The organism is Burkholderia sp. F1, assembly GCF_050813845.1.
Classification (GTDB): domain Bacteria; phylum Pseudomonadota; class Gammaproteobacteria; order Burkholderiales; family Burkholderiaceae; genus Burkholderia; species Burkholderia ubonensis.
Map to the genome: position 1 here is coordinate 713619 of NZ_CP172421.1, position 14458 is coordinate 728076.

Genomic DNA, 14458 nt, shown 5'->3' on the forward strand with positions numbered 1-14458 from the left:
TCAGCCGCGAGTACCCGCCATGTCTTCCCCGCTTACTTTCATCGAATCGCTGCGCGCCGCGTGGCAGCGCACGAATTCGCTGCTGTGCGTCGGCCTCGATCCCGAGCCGTCGCGCTTCCCCGTGCAGTTCGACGGCCAGCCCGACGCGATCTTCGAGTTCTGCCGGCAGATCGTCGACGCGACCGCGTCGTACGCGAGCGCGTTCAAGCCGCAGATCGCCTACTTCGCCGCGCATCGCGCGGAAGACCAGCTCGAGCGGCTGATCGCGCACATCCACCTGCAGCATCCGGGCCTGCCGGTGATCCTCGACGCGAAGCGCGGCGACATCGGCAGCACCGCCGAGCAATACGCGCGCGAAGCGTTCGAGCGTTACCGCGCGGATGCGGTGACGGTGAATCCGTACATGGGCTTCGACTCGGTCGAGCCGTATTTCGAGCACGAAGGCAAGGGCGTGATCGTGCTGTGCCGCACGTCGAACCCGGGCGGCTCGGACCTGCAGTTCCTGGAGACCCATGGTCGCCCGCTGTATCAGGTGGTCGCCGACCTCGCGGCGAACAAGTGGAACGCGAAGAGCGGCCAGCTCGGCCTCGTCGTCGGCGCGACGTTCCCGAACGAAATCGAAGTCGTGCGCGGGATCGTCGGCGACATGCCGCTCCTGATTCCGGGCATCGGCGCGCAGGGCGGCGATGTCGAGGCGACCGTCCGCGCAGGCCGCACGGCCGACGGCGCCGGGATGATGATCAACTCGTCGCGCGCGATCCTGTACGCGAGCAAGGACGAGGATTTCGCCGAAGCCGCGGCGCTCGCCGCGCAGAAGACCCGCGACGCGATCAACGCGCATCGTTGAGCGGGGCGGGCCGCCGATCGCGGCCCGTATCATGGGCCCACCTCATGCGACCCATCTGATGCGGCCCGCGTCGGGCCGCCGGCGCGTCAGCCTTCGCGCTCTTCGAGCAGCTTCAGCAGCCCGCGCAGCGCATGCGTGGCGGCCTGCGTGCGGATCTGCTCGCGATCGCCCTTGAACACGAGCGTCTCGGCGTCGGTATGCAGCCGGTTGCTCCACGCGAACGACACGGTGCCGACCGGCTTCTTCTCGCTGCCGCCCGCGGGCCCGGCGATGCCGGTGACGGCGAGCGACACCTGCGCGCGGCTGTTGCGCAGCGCGCCTTCGGCCATCGCGCGCGCGACCGGCTCGCTGACGGCGCCGTGCTTGTCGATCAGCTCGGGCGGCACGCCGATCATCTCGCTCTTGGCCTGGTTCGAATAGGTGACGAATCCGCGCTCGAACCACTGGCTGCTGCCGGAGATGTCGGTGATCGCCGCGGCGATCATCCCGCCGGTGCAGGATTCGGCAGTCGCGAGCAGCAGGTGCTCGTCGCGCAGCTTGTTGCCTGCGCGGATCGCAAGCTGATGGACGACGGAATCGGTTGGCATGCGAAAGGGGAGAACAGGAGTCGGAAAGGTCAGCCGGCGAAGGACCGCCACAGCGCGATCACGAGCAGCGACATGAACGCGGCGATCAGGTCGTCGGCCATGATGCCGAGGCCGCCCTTCATCCGGCGTTCGATGTAGCGGATCGGCGGCGGCTTGAGCATGTCGAAGCAGCGGAACACGACGAAGGCCCAGAGCTGGCCGATGAACGTCGCCGGCGTGACGAACAGCATCACGATCCAGATCGCGACGATCTCGTCCCAGACGACCGGGCCCGGGTCGGCGTTGCCCAGCTTCTTCGCGGTGAAGCCGGTGAGCCAGACGCCGGCGACGAAGCCGGCCGCGATCAGCCCCCACCATTCGGGCACCGTCAGGTAGCGGCTGAGCGCGACGAATGTCAGCCAGCCGAACAGCGTGCCGAACGTGCCGGGCATGATCGGCGCGAGCCCGCTGCCGAACCCGAGCGACAGCAGGTGCGCGGGATGCGAGAACATGAAGCGCACGGTGGCGCGTCTCGGCGCGTGGGGCGTTGCGCCGGCGTCGGCCGCGGCGCGCGGGGGCGTCGGGTCAGTCTGCATGGAAGTGGTCGAAACCGTGCAACGTGAGAGCCAGGGGCGCGCCGGCGGCGTCGCGCCACGCGATCGCGGGCCGCTCCGACGGCGCGGACAACGCGCGTATTGTACCGATTCGGGTGACCGCGACGCCGGCGCTGGCGCCCGCCGCCTCGACCGCCGCGCGGGCGGCGGCGGGCGCGGTGAAGCACAGTTCGTAGTCGTCGCCGCCGGCGAGCGTGCAGCGGCGCTGCACGTCGGGCGGCAGCGTCGCGAGCGCGGCCGAGCGCGGCACCGCGTCGGCGTCGATGTCCGCGCGCACGCGCGAGCGCTCGAGGATGTGCTGCAGGTCGCCGGCGAGGCCGTCCGAGAGGTCGAGCGCCGCGTGCGCGACGCCCGCCAGCGCCAGCCCGAGCGCGACGCGCGGCTCGGGGCGCTCGAGCGCCGCCCGGAACACGGCCGCCTGCTGCGCGCCGGCCGCCCATTCGCCGCGCGCGACGCCGAGCCCGGCACGCGCGTTGCCGAGCGTGCCGGACACCCAGACGTCGTCGCCGTCGCGCGCGGCATCGCGGCGCAGCGCGGCGTCGGGGGCGACTTCGCCGAACACGGTCACGCACAGGTTCAGCGGCCCGCTCGTCGTGTCGCCGCCGATCAGTTCGCAGCCGAACCGCTCCGCGAGCGCGAAGAGCCCGTCGCTGAACGCCTCGAGCCACGCCGCGTCGGCGCGCGGCAGCGCGCACGCGAGCGTGAACGCGCGCGGCTCGGCGCCCATCGCCGCGAGGTCGGACAGGTTGACCGCGAGCGTCTTGTGGCCAAGCGCGTGCGGCGCGACGTCGGGGAAGAAGTGGCGGCCCTCGACCAGCATGTCCGTCGAAATGGCGAGCAATTTCCCGGATCGCGGCGCGAACAGCGCGCAATCGTCGCCGATCCCGAGCGTCGCGGCGCGTGCGCCCCGGGCCGCGCGGCGCGCGAAGAAGCGGTCGATCAACGAGAACTCGGAGAGGGAGGCTGGCACGGCGGACGGACCCGAAGCGATTGAGTGAACGGCACATTGTACGAGGCGAACCGGCGCGTTCCTGCACCGTTCAGTACAATTTTGTCGCGGCTGTTGCACCTGAATCGAGGTTTTGGCGACTTCGATTGGCGCTACAATGCGTCGACTAGGTATTCTAATCCGCACGCCACGAGACACATGTCCACGCAAGCCTCCTCCAAAGCCAAGCTCCGCGAAGCCGCTCTCGATTACCACGAATTCCCGACCCCCGGCAAGGTCGCGATTGCGCCGACCAAGCAGATGATCAACCAGCGCGACCTGGCGCTCGCCTACTCGCCGGGCGTCGCGTTCGCGTGCGAGGAGATCGTCGAGAATCCGCTCAACGCGGCCCGCTTCACCGCGCGCAGCAACCTGGTCGGCGTCGTCACGAACGGCACCGCGGTGCTCGGCCTCGGCAACATCGGCCCGCTCGCGTCGAAGCCGGTGATGGAAGGCAAGGCCGTGCTGTTCAAGAAGTTCGCCGGCATCGACGTGTTCGACATCGAGCTGAACGAGTCCGATCCGCACAAGCTCGTCGACGTGATCGCCGCGCTCGAGCCGACCTTCGGCGGCATCAACCTCGAAGACATCAAGGCGCCGGACTGCTTCATCGTCGAGCGCGAAGCCCGCAAGCGGATGAAGATCCCGGTCTTCCACGATGACCAGCACGGCACCGCGATCGTCGTCGCCGCGGCCGTCACGAACGGCCTGAAGGTGGTCGGCAAGGACATCAAGAAGGTCAAGCTCGTCGCATCCGGCGCGGGCGCGGCCGCGCTCGCGTGTCTCGACCTGCTGGTCGACATCGGCCTGCCGCTCGAGAACATCACGGTGACCGACCTGGCCGGCGTGGTCTACAAGGGCCGCACCGAGCTGATGGACCCGGACAAGGAGCGTTTCGCGCGCGAAACCGAAGCCCGCACGCTCGCCGAGGTGATCGACGGCGCGGACATCTTCCTCGGCCTGTCGGCCGCCGGCGTGCTGAAGCAGGAGATGGTCAAGGGGATGGCCGAGCGCCCGCTGATCCTCGCGCTCGCGAACCCGACGCCGGAAATCCTGCCGGAGCTCGCGCTCGAAGTGCGCCCGGACGCCGTGCTCGCGACCGGCCGCACCGACTATCCGAACCAGGTCAACAACGTCCTGTGCTTCCCGTTCATCTTCCGCGGCGCGCTCGACGTCGGCGCGACGACGATCACGCGTGAAATGGAGATCGCCGCCGTCAACGCGATCGCCGAGCTCGCGCAGCAGGAGCAGAGCGACATCGTCGCGACCGCGTACGGGATCCAGGACCTGTCGTTCGGCCCCGAATACCTGATTCCGAAGCCGTTCGATCCGCGCCTGATCGTGAAGATCGCGCCGGCTGTCGCGCAGGCCGCGATGGACGGCGGCGTCGCGACGCGCGCGATCGAGGACATGGACGCGTACAAGCAGCACCTGCAGCAGTTCGTGTACCACAGCGGCACGACGATGAAGCCGATCTTCCAGCTCGCGCGCAGCGTGCCGGCCGAGAAGAAGCGCGTCGTGTTCGCGGAAGGCGAGGAAGAGCGCGTGTTGCGCGCCGTTCAGATCGTCGTCGACGAAAAGCTCGCGAAACCGATCCTGATCGGCCGTCCGGCCGTGATCGAGCACCGTATCCAGCGCTACGGCCTGCGCCTGACGCCGGGCGTCGACTACACCGTCGTCAACACCGAGCACGACGAGCGCTACCGCGAGTTCTGGCAGGACTACGCGAAGATGATGGCGCGCAAGGGCATCAGCGAGCAGCTCGCGCGCGTCGAGATGCGCCGGCGCACGACGCTGATCGGCGCGATGCTGGTGAAGAAGGGCGAAGCGGACGGGATGATCTGCGGCACGATCAGCACGACGCACCGCCACCTGCACTTCATCGACCAGGTGATCGGCAAGCGCCCGGGCTGCAGCGTGTACGCGGCGATGAACGGCCTCGTGCTGCCGGGCCGCCAGATTTTCCTCGTCGACACGCACGTGAACGTCGATCCGACCCCGGAACAGCTCGCCGAGATCACGATCATGGCGGCGGAGGAAGTGCGCCGCTTCGGCATCGAGCCGAAGGTCGCGCTGCTGTCGCACTCGAATTTCGGCACGAGCAACGCGCCGTCCGCGCAGAAGATGCGCGATACGCTCGCGATCCTGCAGGAACGCGCGCCGGACCTGAAGGTCGACGGCGAGATGCACGGCGACGTCGCGCTCGACGCGGCGCTGCGCAAGGAAATCCTGCCGGAATCGACACTGGAAGGCGAGGCGAACCTGCTGGTCCTGCCGAACATCGACGCCGCGAACATCGCGTACAACCTGCTGAAGACGGCCGCGGGCAACAACATCGCGATCGGGCCGATCCTGCTCGGCGCCGCGCGGCCGGTGCACGTGCTGACCGAATCGGCGACGGTGCGCCGGATCGTCAACATGGCCGCGCTGCTCGTGGCCGACGTGAACGCAACGCGTTAAGCGAATTTGTAAATAAAAGAAAAAACGGCGTGCCCGCAATGGGCACGCCGCCGGGCAGGGCGCGCATGCGCTTCCCATAAGCAACAGCAGCATCTCTCCACTCCGGGTTAGAGCGTGGCAAGGAGGCAGGGTCTTGCCATGCGAGAGATGCTGTCGGCATTCTATCTCATGAAAGATAAAAGTAGCCATATTTCGGTAAAAATTGCTCGGGGCCCGATCCAGTCGGGCTTTCAATCCCCAAACGAACATTGATTCGCGCGGACAATAGCGCTACGCTAACGCCTTTGTTGGTCGTCAACTACTTGATTTAACAGCGGGAACCCTGGTTCATGGCACGCAAGTGGCTCCGCAACGGCGCGCTCGCGTCCGTCTTCGCGTTGTTCGCGATGGGTATCGTCGGCACGCCGACGGGCAGTCTGGTTTCCGCCGCCTACGCACGGCAGGCCGTTACGGCCGACGTGGCCGCCGGCGGGTTCGACACGATCCCGACCGCCCGCCTTCCGCGCGAGGCCGTGACCACGCTCGGCCTGATTGCCGGTGGCGGTCCCTATCCGTACGAGAAAGACGGCGTCGTGTTCGGCAACCGCGAGCGGATCCTGCCGAAGGCGAAGCGCGGCTTCTATCACGAGTACACCGTGCCGACGCCGCGCGCGCGCAATCGCGGTGCGCGCCGGATCGTCTGCGGCGGGCCGCTGCGCCGGGTCGACAACTGTTATTACACGGACGACCACTACAACAGTTTCAAACGCATTGTTGAATGACTTCGGGATGAACGGCATGAGCGACTCCATCTACACGCACGACACGGCGTCGACGGCGGATCTGTTCGCGGCCGGCGACGGCAATCTGTTTCAGCGCGTGATGCAGCTGCGCGCGGCGGTGCAGGCCGGCGACGCGCCGGCAGAGCAGGAAGCCAGCCCCGGGCTTTCATCGAACGAGGAGCCTATGAGCCTTTTCACGACCGTGCGACCCAATCTCGTGCAGTCGATCCGCGCGTTTCGCGTGCAGGATCTCGCCGACGAGGCCGGCCGGCTCGGCCAGCATTTCCTGTATGCGTATTGCGGCGCCGCGCAGTCGAAGCAGGAAGTGATGGAAACGATCGCGACGTCGTTCCTGTTTCCGAAGCATTTCGGCAAGAACTATGACGCGCTGTACGACTGCCTGACCGATCTGGTCGCGAAGGCGGGCGCGCAGCCCGGTTTCGTGATCGTGCTCGAAGGGCTGCCGATCGCGCAGAAGTTCGACAAGGAAGGCCGCGAAACGCTGCTCGACGTGTTCCGCGAGGCGGCCGAATTCTGGGCCGAGCGCAAGGTCGCGTTCCGCGTGTTTTATTCGTTCGCGTAAAAGTCCGGCGCTCGTCCCGGTCGCACAAGAAAGCCCGCCTTCGCGCGGGCTTTTTTGCGTCTGTGGAACCGGCGCGGGTGCGGTGCTTGCGACGTGAGCCCGTCGATGCTTTCATCGTGCGCTGTTTTTCGGGACAATCTGCCGCGGTCCGGCGTGTCGGGGCTTGCGGTGACGCAGCCGACCTCGCGTGCCGGACCGACAATTCGATCAATCCGAGAGAGGGCTGTATTCCCATGACCGATTTCCGTCTCGCGCGGCGTGCCGCCGTGCGCGCGCTCGTCCTGTCGGCGCTCGTCGTCGCAGGCGTCGCCAATGCCGCACCGGTTTCGCCGACCCGCACCACCGAACTGTTCCTTGGCCTGTTCGTGAACGGCGACCTGTCGAAGGGCCGTGAATACAACGATGCGATGCGCGACTATCTGCACGGCAAGAACGCGCTCGATCTCGATGCGTACGCGAAGACGAGGACCGACCTGCGCAAGCAGCTGGCAGACCGGCTCGTGGATGCGCTGCCGCCCAACGTGCGCGCGCGCCAGGAAAAGCCGGCCCGCGACATGATGGCCGCGTTTGGTTCAACGACGAGCCGGTCCCGGTGCAGGGTGACGGGCGAGACGCGTGTGCCGAATCCCGGCCGCGACGGGCAGTCGATCGCGACCGTGACCTATGCGTGCGACGTGGCGAATGTCGGGCCTGGCGTGAAGCAGGTGGAGGCCGCGGTGCAGCCGGCGCTGGGCAAGTCGGAACAGCAGCGCAGGGCGGCGTTCGATACGATGTTCGCCGACATGGCCCGGGCGATGAACGATGCACCGGTCGATCTGCCGATGACCGGTTCGATCGAACTGTTCGGCAGCGACGACACGGCGTGGGCGAGTCCGTACGCCGGCGACATGTACCAGGCCGTGGTCGACTCGATTTTCAAGTCGGTCAGGATGCCGCGGATGGAGAGCGGCGACGAATGACGCGGCCAGCAAAGGCGCGGCCAGCAAAGGCGCGGCCAGCAAAGGCGCGGCCAGCAAAGGCGCGGCCAGCAAAGGCGCGGCCAGCAAAGGCGCGGCCAGCAAAGGCGCGGCCAGCAAAGGCGCGGCCGGCAAAGGCGCGGCCGGCGTCGGTCACCACCCGCCCCAGCGCGCCGCCAGCGCGGCCAGCACCGCCGCGCCGGCCGTCTCCGTGCGCAGCACGCGCGGCCCGAGCGACAGCGCGGTGAATCCGTGCGCGCGCGCTGCGTGTTCCTCGTCGGGCGACAACCCGCCTTCCGGGCCGATCAGCAGCGTGACGGGCGCCGCGGGCGGCGCATCCGGCAGCGACGCAAACGGGATGCTCGCGCGCGGCGACAGCAGCAGCCGCAGCTCGCCGTCGGCCGGCGCGGCCGGCAGCGCATCGAGCCAGGCGTCGAAGCCGCGCACCGGCGCGACGTCCGGCACGCGGTTGCGTCCGCACTGTTCGCACGACGCGCGCACGATGCCGCGCCAGTGCGCGACGCGCTTCTCCGCGCGCTCGCCCGACAGCCGCACGACGCCGCGCGACGTCGACAGCGGCACGATCGCGGCGACCCCGAGCTCGACCGCCTTCTCGATCACCCAGTCCATCTTGTCGCCGCCTGCGATCCCTTGCGCAAGCGTCACGCGATACGGCGGCTCCGCCTCCGCCGGCTCGAACGCGTCGAGCCGGGCGACCGCGCTGCGCTTGTCGATCTCGACGAGCCGCGCGCGGTACTGGCCGCCCGTGCCGTCGAACAGCGCGAGCGCATCGCCCGGCTGCAGCCGCAGCACTTGCGCGTGACGGGCGACGTCGGCCGGCAGCGCGAGCACGGCGCCGGCGCTCAGCGCCGCTTCGACGAAAAAGCGCGGCACGGCCGCGGTCGTGGTGGCTTCACTCATGATTCGAGACGGCGCGCGAGCGCCCAGCGGTAGCCGTCGAGATCCTCGACCTGCGCGAAGCGGTCGCCCCAGAACTGGTCCTGCGGCGCGCTCAGCGATTTCGCGCCGGCGTCGAGCGCGCGCTGCCAGGTCGCGTCCACGTCGTCGACGTACAGATAGAACGATTGCGGCGCCGTCTCGCCTGCGCTCCGCGGCGTGCGGGCGGTCGAGCCGAAGGCGCCTTCGGGCGCGAACATCACGATCAGCTGGCCGCGATAGACCATCTCGACGTGCATGATCGCCCCGTCCTCGTCGAGCACGTCGCGCAGCGCGAAGCCGAACGCGGCCTTGAAGAAATCGATGGTCGCGTGCGCGTTGCGCACCGCCAGGTAAGGCGTCAACCAAGGTACGTCGGCCGGACGTGGATCGGCCATGAAAACCTCCTGCAGGGGGAAAGCGGAACGGCGCGACAGCTCAGCGGCGCGCGCCCAGTGTATCGCGCAGCGCGCGCGGCAACGCGAACAGCGCCGGGTGCAGCCGCGCGTCGTAGTAGCGCAGCCCCTCGACGCCGCGGCTCGCGAGGCGTTCCTCGATGTCGTGCATGAACAGCGACGCGGCGTCGAGCGTGTCGCTCGCGATCGCCATCAGCCACACCGAGCCGTACAGCGGCACGTGCGCGGACAACGGATCGACGACCGCGAAGCTCGCGCGCAGGTCGGCGAGCAGCGCGGCGATGCGCGGCGCGTGAAAGACCGGCGAGCCGAGATGCATCGTGATCGCGCCGCACGGCGTCAGGATCCGCTTGAGATGCGTGTAGAAGTCGCGCGTGTAGAGGCCGGCCGCCGGCGAATCCGGCGGCGTGAGATCGAACACGACGAGATCGAAATGCTCGACGGTCGATTCGACGAAGTGCGCGGCGTCGCCGATCACGACCTCGACGCGCGGGTCGTCGAGCGCGCCCTGGTGCACGTCGTCGAGGTAGCGGCGCGCCATGCCGACGACCTCGTCGTCGAGCTCCGCGACGACGATCCGCTCGATGCACGCATGCTTGAGCAGCTGGCGCGCCGCGCCGCCGTCACCGCCGCCGAGCACGAGCGCCTTGCGCGGCGACGGATGCGCGAGCGCGGCCGGGTGGGTCATGCATTCGTGATAGATGTACTCGTCGCCGACCGACGTCATCGGCCGGCCGTCGAGCGTGAACAGCCGGCCGAGCTGCGGGGTCTCCCACACCTCGATCTGCTGGTGCGGGGACGCGACGTGCGCAAGCCGACGCGCATGCGGAAAGCCGTAGGCGGAGTCAGGCGTCGGGTGAAAGAGAAGCGTCGTGCTCACGGGCGGGGCGGACAGTTCCAACGTCTGAATTATAGAGGGCGTGAAACGGACAGCGGGAAGTTTGACGGAAAACCGTGCCGGAACGCCGACCGTTCGGAAGGGAAATGCCGCCCCATCTGGTAAAATGATGAGCTTTGCAGCCCCGTCCGTTGGCTCCGTCCGCTTCGCGTCCACCCTGGCGCCGCACTGCGCGCCGGGAGCGGCTGACTAGCGAGCTTCCGGATACCGCACGTGCCCCGTTTTCTCGACTCGTTCTCCGGACTCGACATGACGACTTCGTCTCCCGCCTCCACCACCCTGATGGCCAACGCGATCCGCGCGCTCGCGATGGATGCCGTCCAGCAAGCGAACTCCGGCCACCCCGGCATGCCGATGGGCATGGCCGAGATCGGCGTCGCGCTCTGGTCGCGCCACCTCAAGCACAACCCGTCGAACCCGCACTGGGCCGACCGCGACCGCTTCGTGCTGTCGAACGGCCATGGCTCGATGCTGCTGTACGCGCTGCTGCACCTGACCGGCTACGACCTGCCGATCGAAGAGCTGAAGAACTTCCGCCAGCTGCACTCGAAGACGCCGGGCCACCCGGAATACGGGATCACGCCGGGCGTCGAGACGACCACCGGCCCGCTCGGCCAGGGTCTCGCGAACGCGGTCGGCATGGCGCTCGGCGAAGCGCTGATGGCTGACGAGTTCAACCGCGACGGCGCGAAGATCGTCGATCACCACACGTACGTGTTCCTCGGCGACGGCTGCCTGATGGAAGGCATCTCGCACGAGGCCTGCTCGCTCGCGGGCACGCTGAAGCTGAACAAGCTGATCGCGCTGTACGACGACAACGGCATCTCGATCGACGGCGACGTCGTCAACTGGTTCCACGACGACACGCCGAAGCGTTTCGAGGCATACGGCTGGAACGTGATCCCGAACGTGAACGGCCATGACGTCGACGCGGTCGACGCGGCGATCGCGAAGGCGAAGCTGTCGGACAAGCCGACGCTGATCTGCTGCAAGACGGTGATCGGCAAGGGCGCGGCGACCAAGGCGGGCGGCCACGACGTGCATGGCGCTGCGCTCGGCGCGGAAGAAATCGCGAAGACGCGCGAGGCGCTCGGCTGGAAGTGGGAGCCGTTCGTGATTCCGCAGGAAGTCTACGCGGCGTGGGATGCGAAGGAAGCGGGCAAGCGCAGCGAGTCCGACTGGGACGCGGTGTTCGCGCAATACCGTGCGAAGTATCCGCAGGAAGCCGTCGAATTCGAGCGCCGGATGGCCGGCAAGCTGCCCGCCGACTGGGCGGAGAAGGCGAAGGCGATCATTGCCGGCGCGAACGAGCGCGGCGAAACCGTCGCGACCCGCAAGGCGTCGCAGCAGGCGATCGAAGGGCTGGCTGCGGTGCTGCCCGAACTGCTCGGCGGCTCGGCCGACCTGACCGGTTCGAACCTGACCAACTGGAAGGCGTCGAAGGCGGTCCGCGCGAACGTGGACGGCCCGGGCGTCCAGCTGGGCAACCACATCAACTACGGCGTGCGCGAATTCGGCATGAGCGCCGCGATCAACGGCCTCGCGCTGCACGGCGGCCACAAGCCGTTCGGCGGCACGTTCCTGACGTTCTCCGACTACAGCCGCAACGCGCTGCGCGTCGCCGCGCTGATGAAGGTGCCGTCGATCTTCGTGTTCACGCACGACTCGATCGGCCTCGGCGAAGACGGTCCGACGCACCAGTCGATCGAGCACGTGTCGAGCCTGCGCCTGATTCCGAACCATGACGTGTGGCGTCCGGCCGACACGGTCGAGACGGCCGTCGCGTGGACCCACGCAGTCGCCGCGGATCGTCCGTCGAGCCTGATCTTCAGCCGTCAGAACCTGGCGTTCAACCCGCGCACCGACGCGCAGATCGCGAACATCGAGAAGGGCGGCTACGTCCTGAAGGACTGGGACGAGGAGATCGTCGCGCGCAAGATCATCCTGATCGCGACGGGCTCGGAAGTCGAGCTCGCGATGAAGGCCGTCGAGCCGCTCGCGCAGCAGGGTATCGCCGCGCGCGTCGTGTCGATGCCGGCGACCACCGTGTATGACCGCCAGGACGCCGAATACCGCGAGCGCGTGCTGCCGCACGGCGTGCGCCGCGTCGCGATCGAAGCGGGCGTGACGAGCTTCTGGCACAAGTACGTCGGCCTGGAAGGCGGCGTGGTCGGGATCGACACGTTCGGCGAATCGGCGCCGGCCGGCGTGCTGTTCAAGCACTTCGGCTTCACCGTCGACAAGGTCGTCGAGACGGCCAAGGCCGTGCTGGCCTAAAAGCACTCGCGGCGCGCGCGTTCCCCGTGCGCGCGCCGCACCGTGAAGCTGCACGAAACGAATTTTTTTCAGCCATCAGGAGATAGACATGACGATCCGCGTCGCAATCAACGGCTACGGCCGCATCGGCCGCAATACGCTGCGCGCGTTCTATGAAAACGGCAAGAAGCACGATCTCGAGATCGTCGCGATCAACGACCTGGGCGACGCGAAGACCAACGCGCACCTGACCCAGTACGACACCGCGCACGGCAAGTTCCCGGGCGAAGTGTCGGTCGACGGCGACTACCTGGTCGTCAACGGCGACAGGATCCGCGTGCTGGCGAACCGCAACCCGGCAGAACTGCCGTGGGGCGAGCTGGGCGTCGACGTCGTGATGGAGTGCACGGGCTTCTTCACGACGAAGGAAAAGGCGAGCGCGCACCTGAAGGGCGGCGCGAAGAAGGTCATCATCTCGGCGCCGGGCGGCAAGGACGTCGACGCGACGGTCGTCTACGGCGTGAACCACAACGTGCTGAAGGCCGAGCACACGGTCATCTCGAACGCATCGTGCACGACGAACTGCCTCGCGCCGCTCGTCAAGCCGCTGAACGACAAGATCGGCCTCGAAACCGGCCTGATGACGACGATCCACGCGTACACGAACGACCAGGTGCTGACGGACGTCTACCATGAAGACCTGCGCCGCGCGCGTTCGGCCACGCACAGCCAGATCCCGACGAAGACGGGCGCGGCTTCCGCGGTCGGCCTCGTGCTGCCGGAACTGAACGGCAAGCTGGACGGCTACGCGATCCGCGTCCCGACCATCAACGTGTCGATCGTCGACCTGTCGTTCATCGCGAAGCGCGACACGACGGTCGAGGAAGTCAACGCGATCATGAAGGAAGCGTCGGAAGGCGCGCTGAAGGGCATCCTCGGCTACAACGACGCGCCGCTGGTGTCGATCGACTTCAACCACAACCCGGCTTCGTCGACGTTCGACGCGACGCTGACCAAGGTGTCGGGCCGCCTCGTCAAGGTGTCGAGCTGGTACGACAACGAGTGGGGCTTCTCGAACCGCATGCTGGATACGGCAGTCGCATTCGCGAACGCGAAGTAATCCCGCCCGCGCACGGCCGCCGCAAGGCGGCCCGCGCCGCGATCGGGCCCGGCTCGGCTTCTCGCCGGCCGGGCCTTTTTGCATTCGGGCGGGCGGCGCACCCGCACCGATCGGATACCCTGTCCGCGTCGCCGTCAGCGATCCGCGTTCGGCGCAACCTGCTCGACGGCATCGACGAAAGCCCGCTTGACCGGGCTGTCGAGGTCGGTCCACGCGAGGCCGATGCCGCTGCGGTGCCCGCCGAGATCGAGCGGCCGCGCGAGCACGTTCGGCGGCAGCGCGCTTGCCGCTTCCGCCGGGATCAGCCCGATCCCCATTCCCGCCGCGACGAGCGCGAGCATCGTCGTGAATTCCCCGAACTCCTGCGCGATCTCGAGCGTCGTGCCGGCGCGGCTCAGCGCGAGCAGCATGTCGTCGTGGAAGCCCGGCGCATAGCGCCGCGCGAGCACGAACGCCGGATGGCCGCGCAGGTCGGCCGGCGCGATCGCGTCGCGCGCGGCGAGCGGATGCTCGAGCGGCAGCGCGACGATGAACCCTTCCTCGAGCACCACGCGCGTGTCGATGCCCGCATACGCGGCCGGCAGACGGATCATCCCGAAGTCGATCCGCCGGTCGCGCAGCGCCGCGACCTGGTCGGGCGTCGGCATGTCCTTCAGTTCGAGCGTGATCAGCGGGTAACGCGCACGCATCTCGCGCAGCACCGCCGGCAGCAGCGCCGGCAGCACCGATGACACGAACGCGATGCGCAGCGTGCCGATCTCGCCGCGGCTCGACAGCCGCACGATCTGCTCGGCGCGTGCGGCCTGCTGCAGCGTCGCGCGCGCCTCGGGCAGGAACACCCGCCCGGTGTCGCTCAGTTCGACCTTGTGCCGGTCGCGCTCGAACAGCCGCGCGTCGAGCTCCTCCTCGAGCGCCTTGATCTGCATGCTCAGCGCGGACTGCACGATGAACAGGCGCTGCGCCGCGCGCCCGAAATGCAGTTCTTCCGCGAGGGTGACGAAGGCGCGCAGTTGCTTGAGTTCCATGGGCGGTGGGGCGAAGGGAGACGGAAATCCGG

The 14458-nt window shown here is 68.2% G+C and carries 14 protein-coding genes; 7 read left to right on the forward strand and 7 right to left on the reverse strand.

The window, feature by feature from the left end; translation table 11 throughout:
• Positions 1-19 precede the first annotated feature (19 nt).
• The gene (pyrF, locus tag ACFIMZ_RS03490; protein WP_431821403.1) at positions 20-847 is read left to right on the forward strand and encodes an orotidine-5'-phosphate decarboxylase; all 828 of its coding nucleotides are present in this window, start codon (positions 20-22) and stop codon (positions 845-847) included.
• A gap of 86 nt (positions 848-933) precedes the next feature.
• Here the strand turns inward: pyrF and ACFIMZ_RS03495 are convergent, their stop codons facing one another.
• Genes ACFIMZ_RS03495 through thiL form a run of 3 tightly spaced genes read right to left on the reverse strand, consistent with a single transcriptional unit; the run spans position 934 to position 2997 of the window.
• A complete protein-coding gene (locus ACFIMZ_RS03495; protein WP_431821404.1) occupies positions 934-1434 on the reverse strand; it encodes a CinA family protein in 501 nt (166 codons plus the stop codon).
• Between the two features lie 29 nt (positions 1435-1463).
• On the reverse strand, positions 1464-2009 hold the full coding sequence (locus ACFIMZ_RS03500; RefSeq protein WP_431821405.1) for a phosphatidylglycerophosphatase A family protein: 546 nt from the start codon (positions 2007-2009) through the stop codon (positions 1464-1466).
• Complete coding sequence (thiL, locus tag ACFIMZ_RS03505) at positions 1999-2997, reverse strand: thiamine-phosphate kinase (RefSeq protein ID WP_431821406.1); 999 nt, start codon at positions 2995-2997, stop codon at positions 1999-2001. The genes ACFIMZ_RS03500 and thiL overlap by 11 nt, the downstream gene beginning before the upstream one ends.
• A gap of 177 nt (positions 2998-3174) precedes the next feature.
• Here thiL and ACFIMZ_RS03510 point away from each other — a divergent pair, with 177 nt between their 5' ends.
• The 4 genes from ACFIMZ_RS03510 (at position 3175) to ACFIMZ_RS03525 (ending at position 7778) form a co-directional block, all read left to right on the forward strand.
• On the forward strand, positions 3175-5475 hold the full coding sequence (locus ACFIMZ_RS03510; protein ID WP_431821407.1) for an NADP-dependent malic enzyme: 2301 nt from the start codon (positions 3175-3177) through the stop codon (positions 5473-5475).
• A gap of 329 nt (positions 5476-5804) precedes the next feature.
• On the forward strand, positions 5805-6236 hold the full coding sequence (locus tag ACFIMZ_RS03515; protein WP_431821408.1) for a ribonuclease: 432 nt from the start codon (positions 5805-5807) through the stop codon (positions 6234-6236).
• 16 nt (positions 6237-6252) lie between these two features.
• Positions 6253-6819, forward strand: coding sequence for a barstar family protein (locus ACFIMZ_RS03520; RefSeq protein WP_431821409.1), 567 nt, complete (start codon positions 6253-6255; stop codon positions 6817-6819).
• Between the two features lie 233 nt (positions 6820-7052).
• Positions 7053-7778, forward strand: coding sequence for a hypothetical protein (locus ACFIMZ_RS03525; protein ID WP_431821410.1), 726 nt, complete (start codon positions 7053-7055; stop codon positions 7776-7778).
• A gap of 150 nt (positions 7779-7928) precedes the next feature.
• On the opposite strand, the gene ACFIMZ_RS03530 is transcribed toward ACFIMZ_RS03525, so the two are convergent.
• From ACFIMZ_RS03530 to speE, 3 genes are read right to left on the reverse strand one after another with little or no spacing between them, the layout of a single operon-like run.
• Entirely contained in the window at positions 7929-8696 is a 768-nt protein-coding gene (locus ACFIMZ_RS03530) for a 16S rRNA (uracil(1498)-N(3))-methyltransferase (RefSeq protein WP_431821411.1), read from the reverse strand.
• On the reverse strand, positions 8693-9109 hold the full coding sequence (locus ACFIMZ_RS03535) for a VOC family protein (protein WP_431821412.1): 417 nt from the start codon (positions 9107-9109) through the stop codon (positions 8693-8695). The genes ACFIMZ_RS03530 and ACFIMZ_RS03535 overlap by 4 nt, the downstream gene beginning before the upstream one ends.
• A 40-nt stretch (positions 9110-9149) precedes the next feature.
• A complete protein-coding gene (speE, locus tag ACFIMZ_RS03540; protein ID WP_431821413.1) occupies positions 9150-10007 on the reverse strand; it encodes a polyamine aminopropyltransferase in 858 nt (285 codons plus the stop codon).
• 222 nt (positions 10008-10229) lie between these two features.
• On the opposite strand from speE, the gene tkt reads away from it, so the two are divergent.
• Together tkt and gap are read left to right on the forward strand one after the other, a co-directional pair.
• A complete protein-coding gene (tkt, locus tag ACFIMZ_RS03545) occupies positions 10230-12302 on the forward strand; it encodes a transketolase (RefSeq protein ID WP_431822422.1) in 2073 nt (690 codons plus the stop codon).
• An 88-nt stretch (positions 12303-12390) separates the two neighbouring features.
• The gene (gene gap, locus ACFIMZ_RS03550; RefSeq protein ID WP_431821414.1) at positions 12391-13401 is read left to right on the forward strand and encodes a type I glyceraldehyde-3-phosphate dehydrogenase; all 1011 of its coding nucleotides are present in this window, start codon (positions 12391-12393) and stop codon (positions 13399-13401) included.
• Between the two features lie 134 nt (positions 13402-13535).
• Here gap and ACFIMZ_RS03555 read toward each other — a convergent pair whose 3' ends face one another.
• Positions 13536-14426 (reverse strand): LysR family transcriptional regulator, encoded by an 891-nt coding sequence (locus tag ACFIMZ_RS03555; protein WP_431821415.1) that lies wholly within the window; start codon positions 14424-14426, stop codon positions 13536-13538.
• Positions 14427-14458: the final 32 nt, after the last annotated feature.

What these genes read in the sequence shown, in the direction of transcription:
- pyrF (WP_431821403.1), top strand. Translation starts at nt 20, where the DNA reads ATGTCTTCCCCGCTTACTTTCATCGAATCGCTGCGCGCCGCGTGGCAG.
- ACFIMZ_RS03495 (WP_431821404.1), bottom strand. Translation starts at nt 1,434, where the DNA reads ATGCCAACCGATTCCGTCGTCCATCAGCTTGCGATCCGCGCAGGCAAC.
- ACFIMZ_RS03500 (WP_431821405.1), bottom strand. Translation starts at nt 2,009, where the DNA reads ATGCAGACTGACCCGACGCCCCCGCGCGCCGCGGCCGACGCCGGCGCA.
- ACFIMZ_RS03510 (WP_431821407.1), top strand. Translation starts at nt 3,175, where the DNA reads ATGTCCACGCAAGCCTCCTCCAAAGCCAAGCTCCGCGAAGCCGCTCTC.
- ACFIMZ_RS03515 (WP_431821408.1), top strand. Translation starts at nt 5,805, where the DNA reads ATGGCACGCAAGTGGCTCCGCAACGGCGCGCTCGCGTCCGTCTTCGCG.
- ACFIMZ_RS03520 (WP_431821409.1), top strand. Translation starts at nt 6,253, where the DNA reads ATGAGCGACTCCATCTACACGCACGACACGGCGTCGACGGCGGATCTG.
- ACFIMZ_RS03525 (WP_431821410.1), top strand. Translation starts at nt 7,053, where the DNA reads ATGACCGATTTCCGTCTCGCGCGGCGTGCCGCCGTGCGCGCGCTCGTC.
- ACFIMZ_RS03530 (WP_431821411.1), bottom strand. Translation starts at nt 8,696, where the DNA reads ATGAGTGAAGCCACCACGACCGCGGCCGTGCCGCGCTTTTTCGTCGAA.
- ACFIMZ_RS03535 (WP_431821412.1), bottom strand. Translation starts at nt 9,109, where the DNA reads ATGGCCGATCCACGTCCGGCCGACGTACCTTGGTTGACGCCTTACCTG.
- gap (WP_431821414.1), top strand. Translation starts at nt 12,391, where the DNA reads ATGACGATCCGCGTCGCAATCAACGGCTACGGCCGCATCGGCCGCAAT.
- ACFIMZ_RS03555 (WP_431821415.1), bottom strand. Translation starts at nt 14,426, where the DNA reads ATGGAACTCAAGCAACTGCGCGCCTTCGTCACCCTCGCGGAAGAACTG.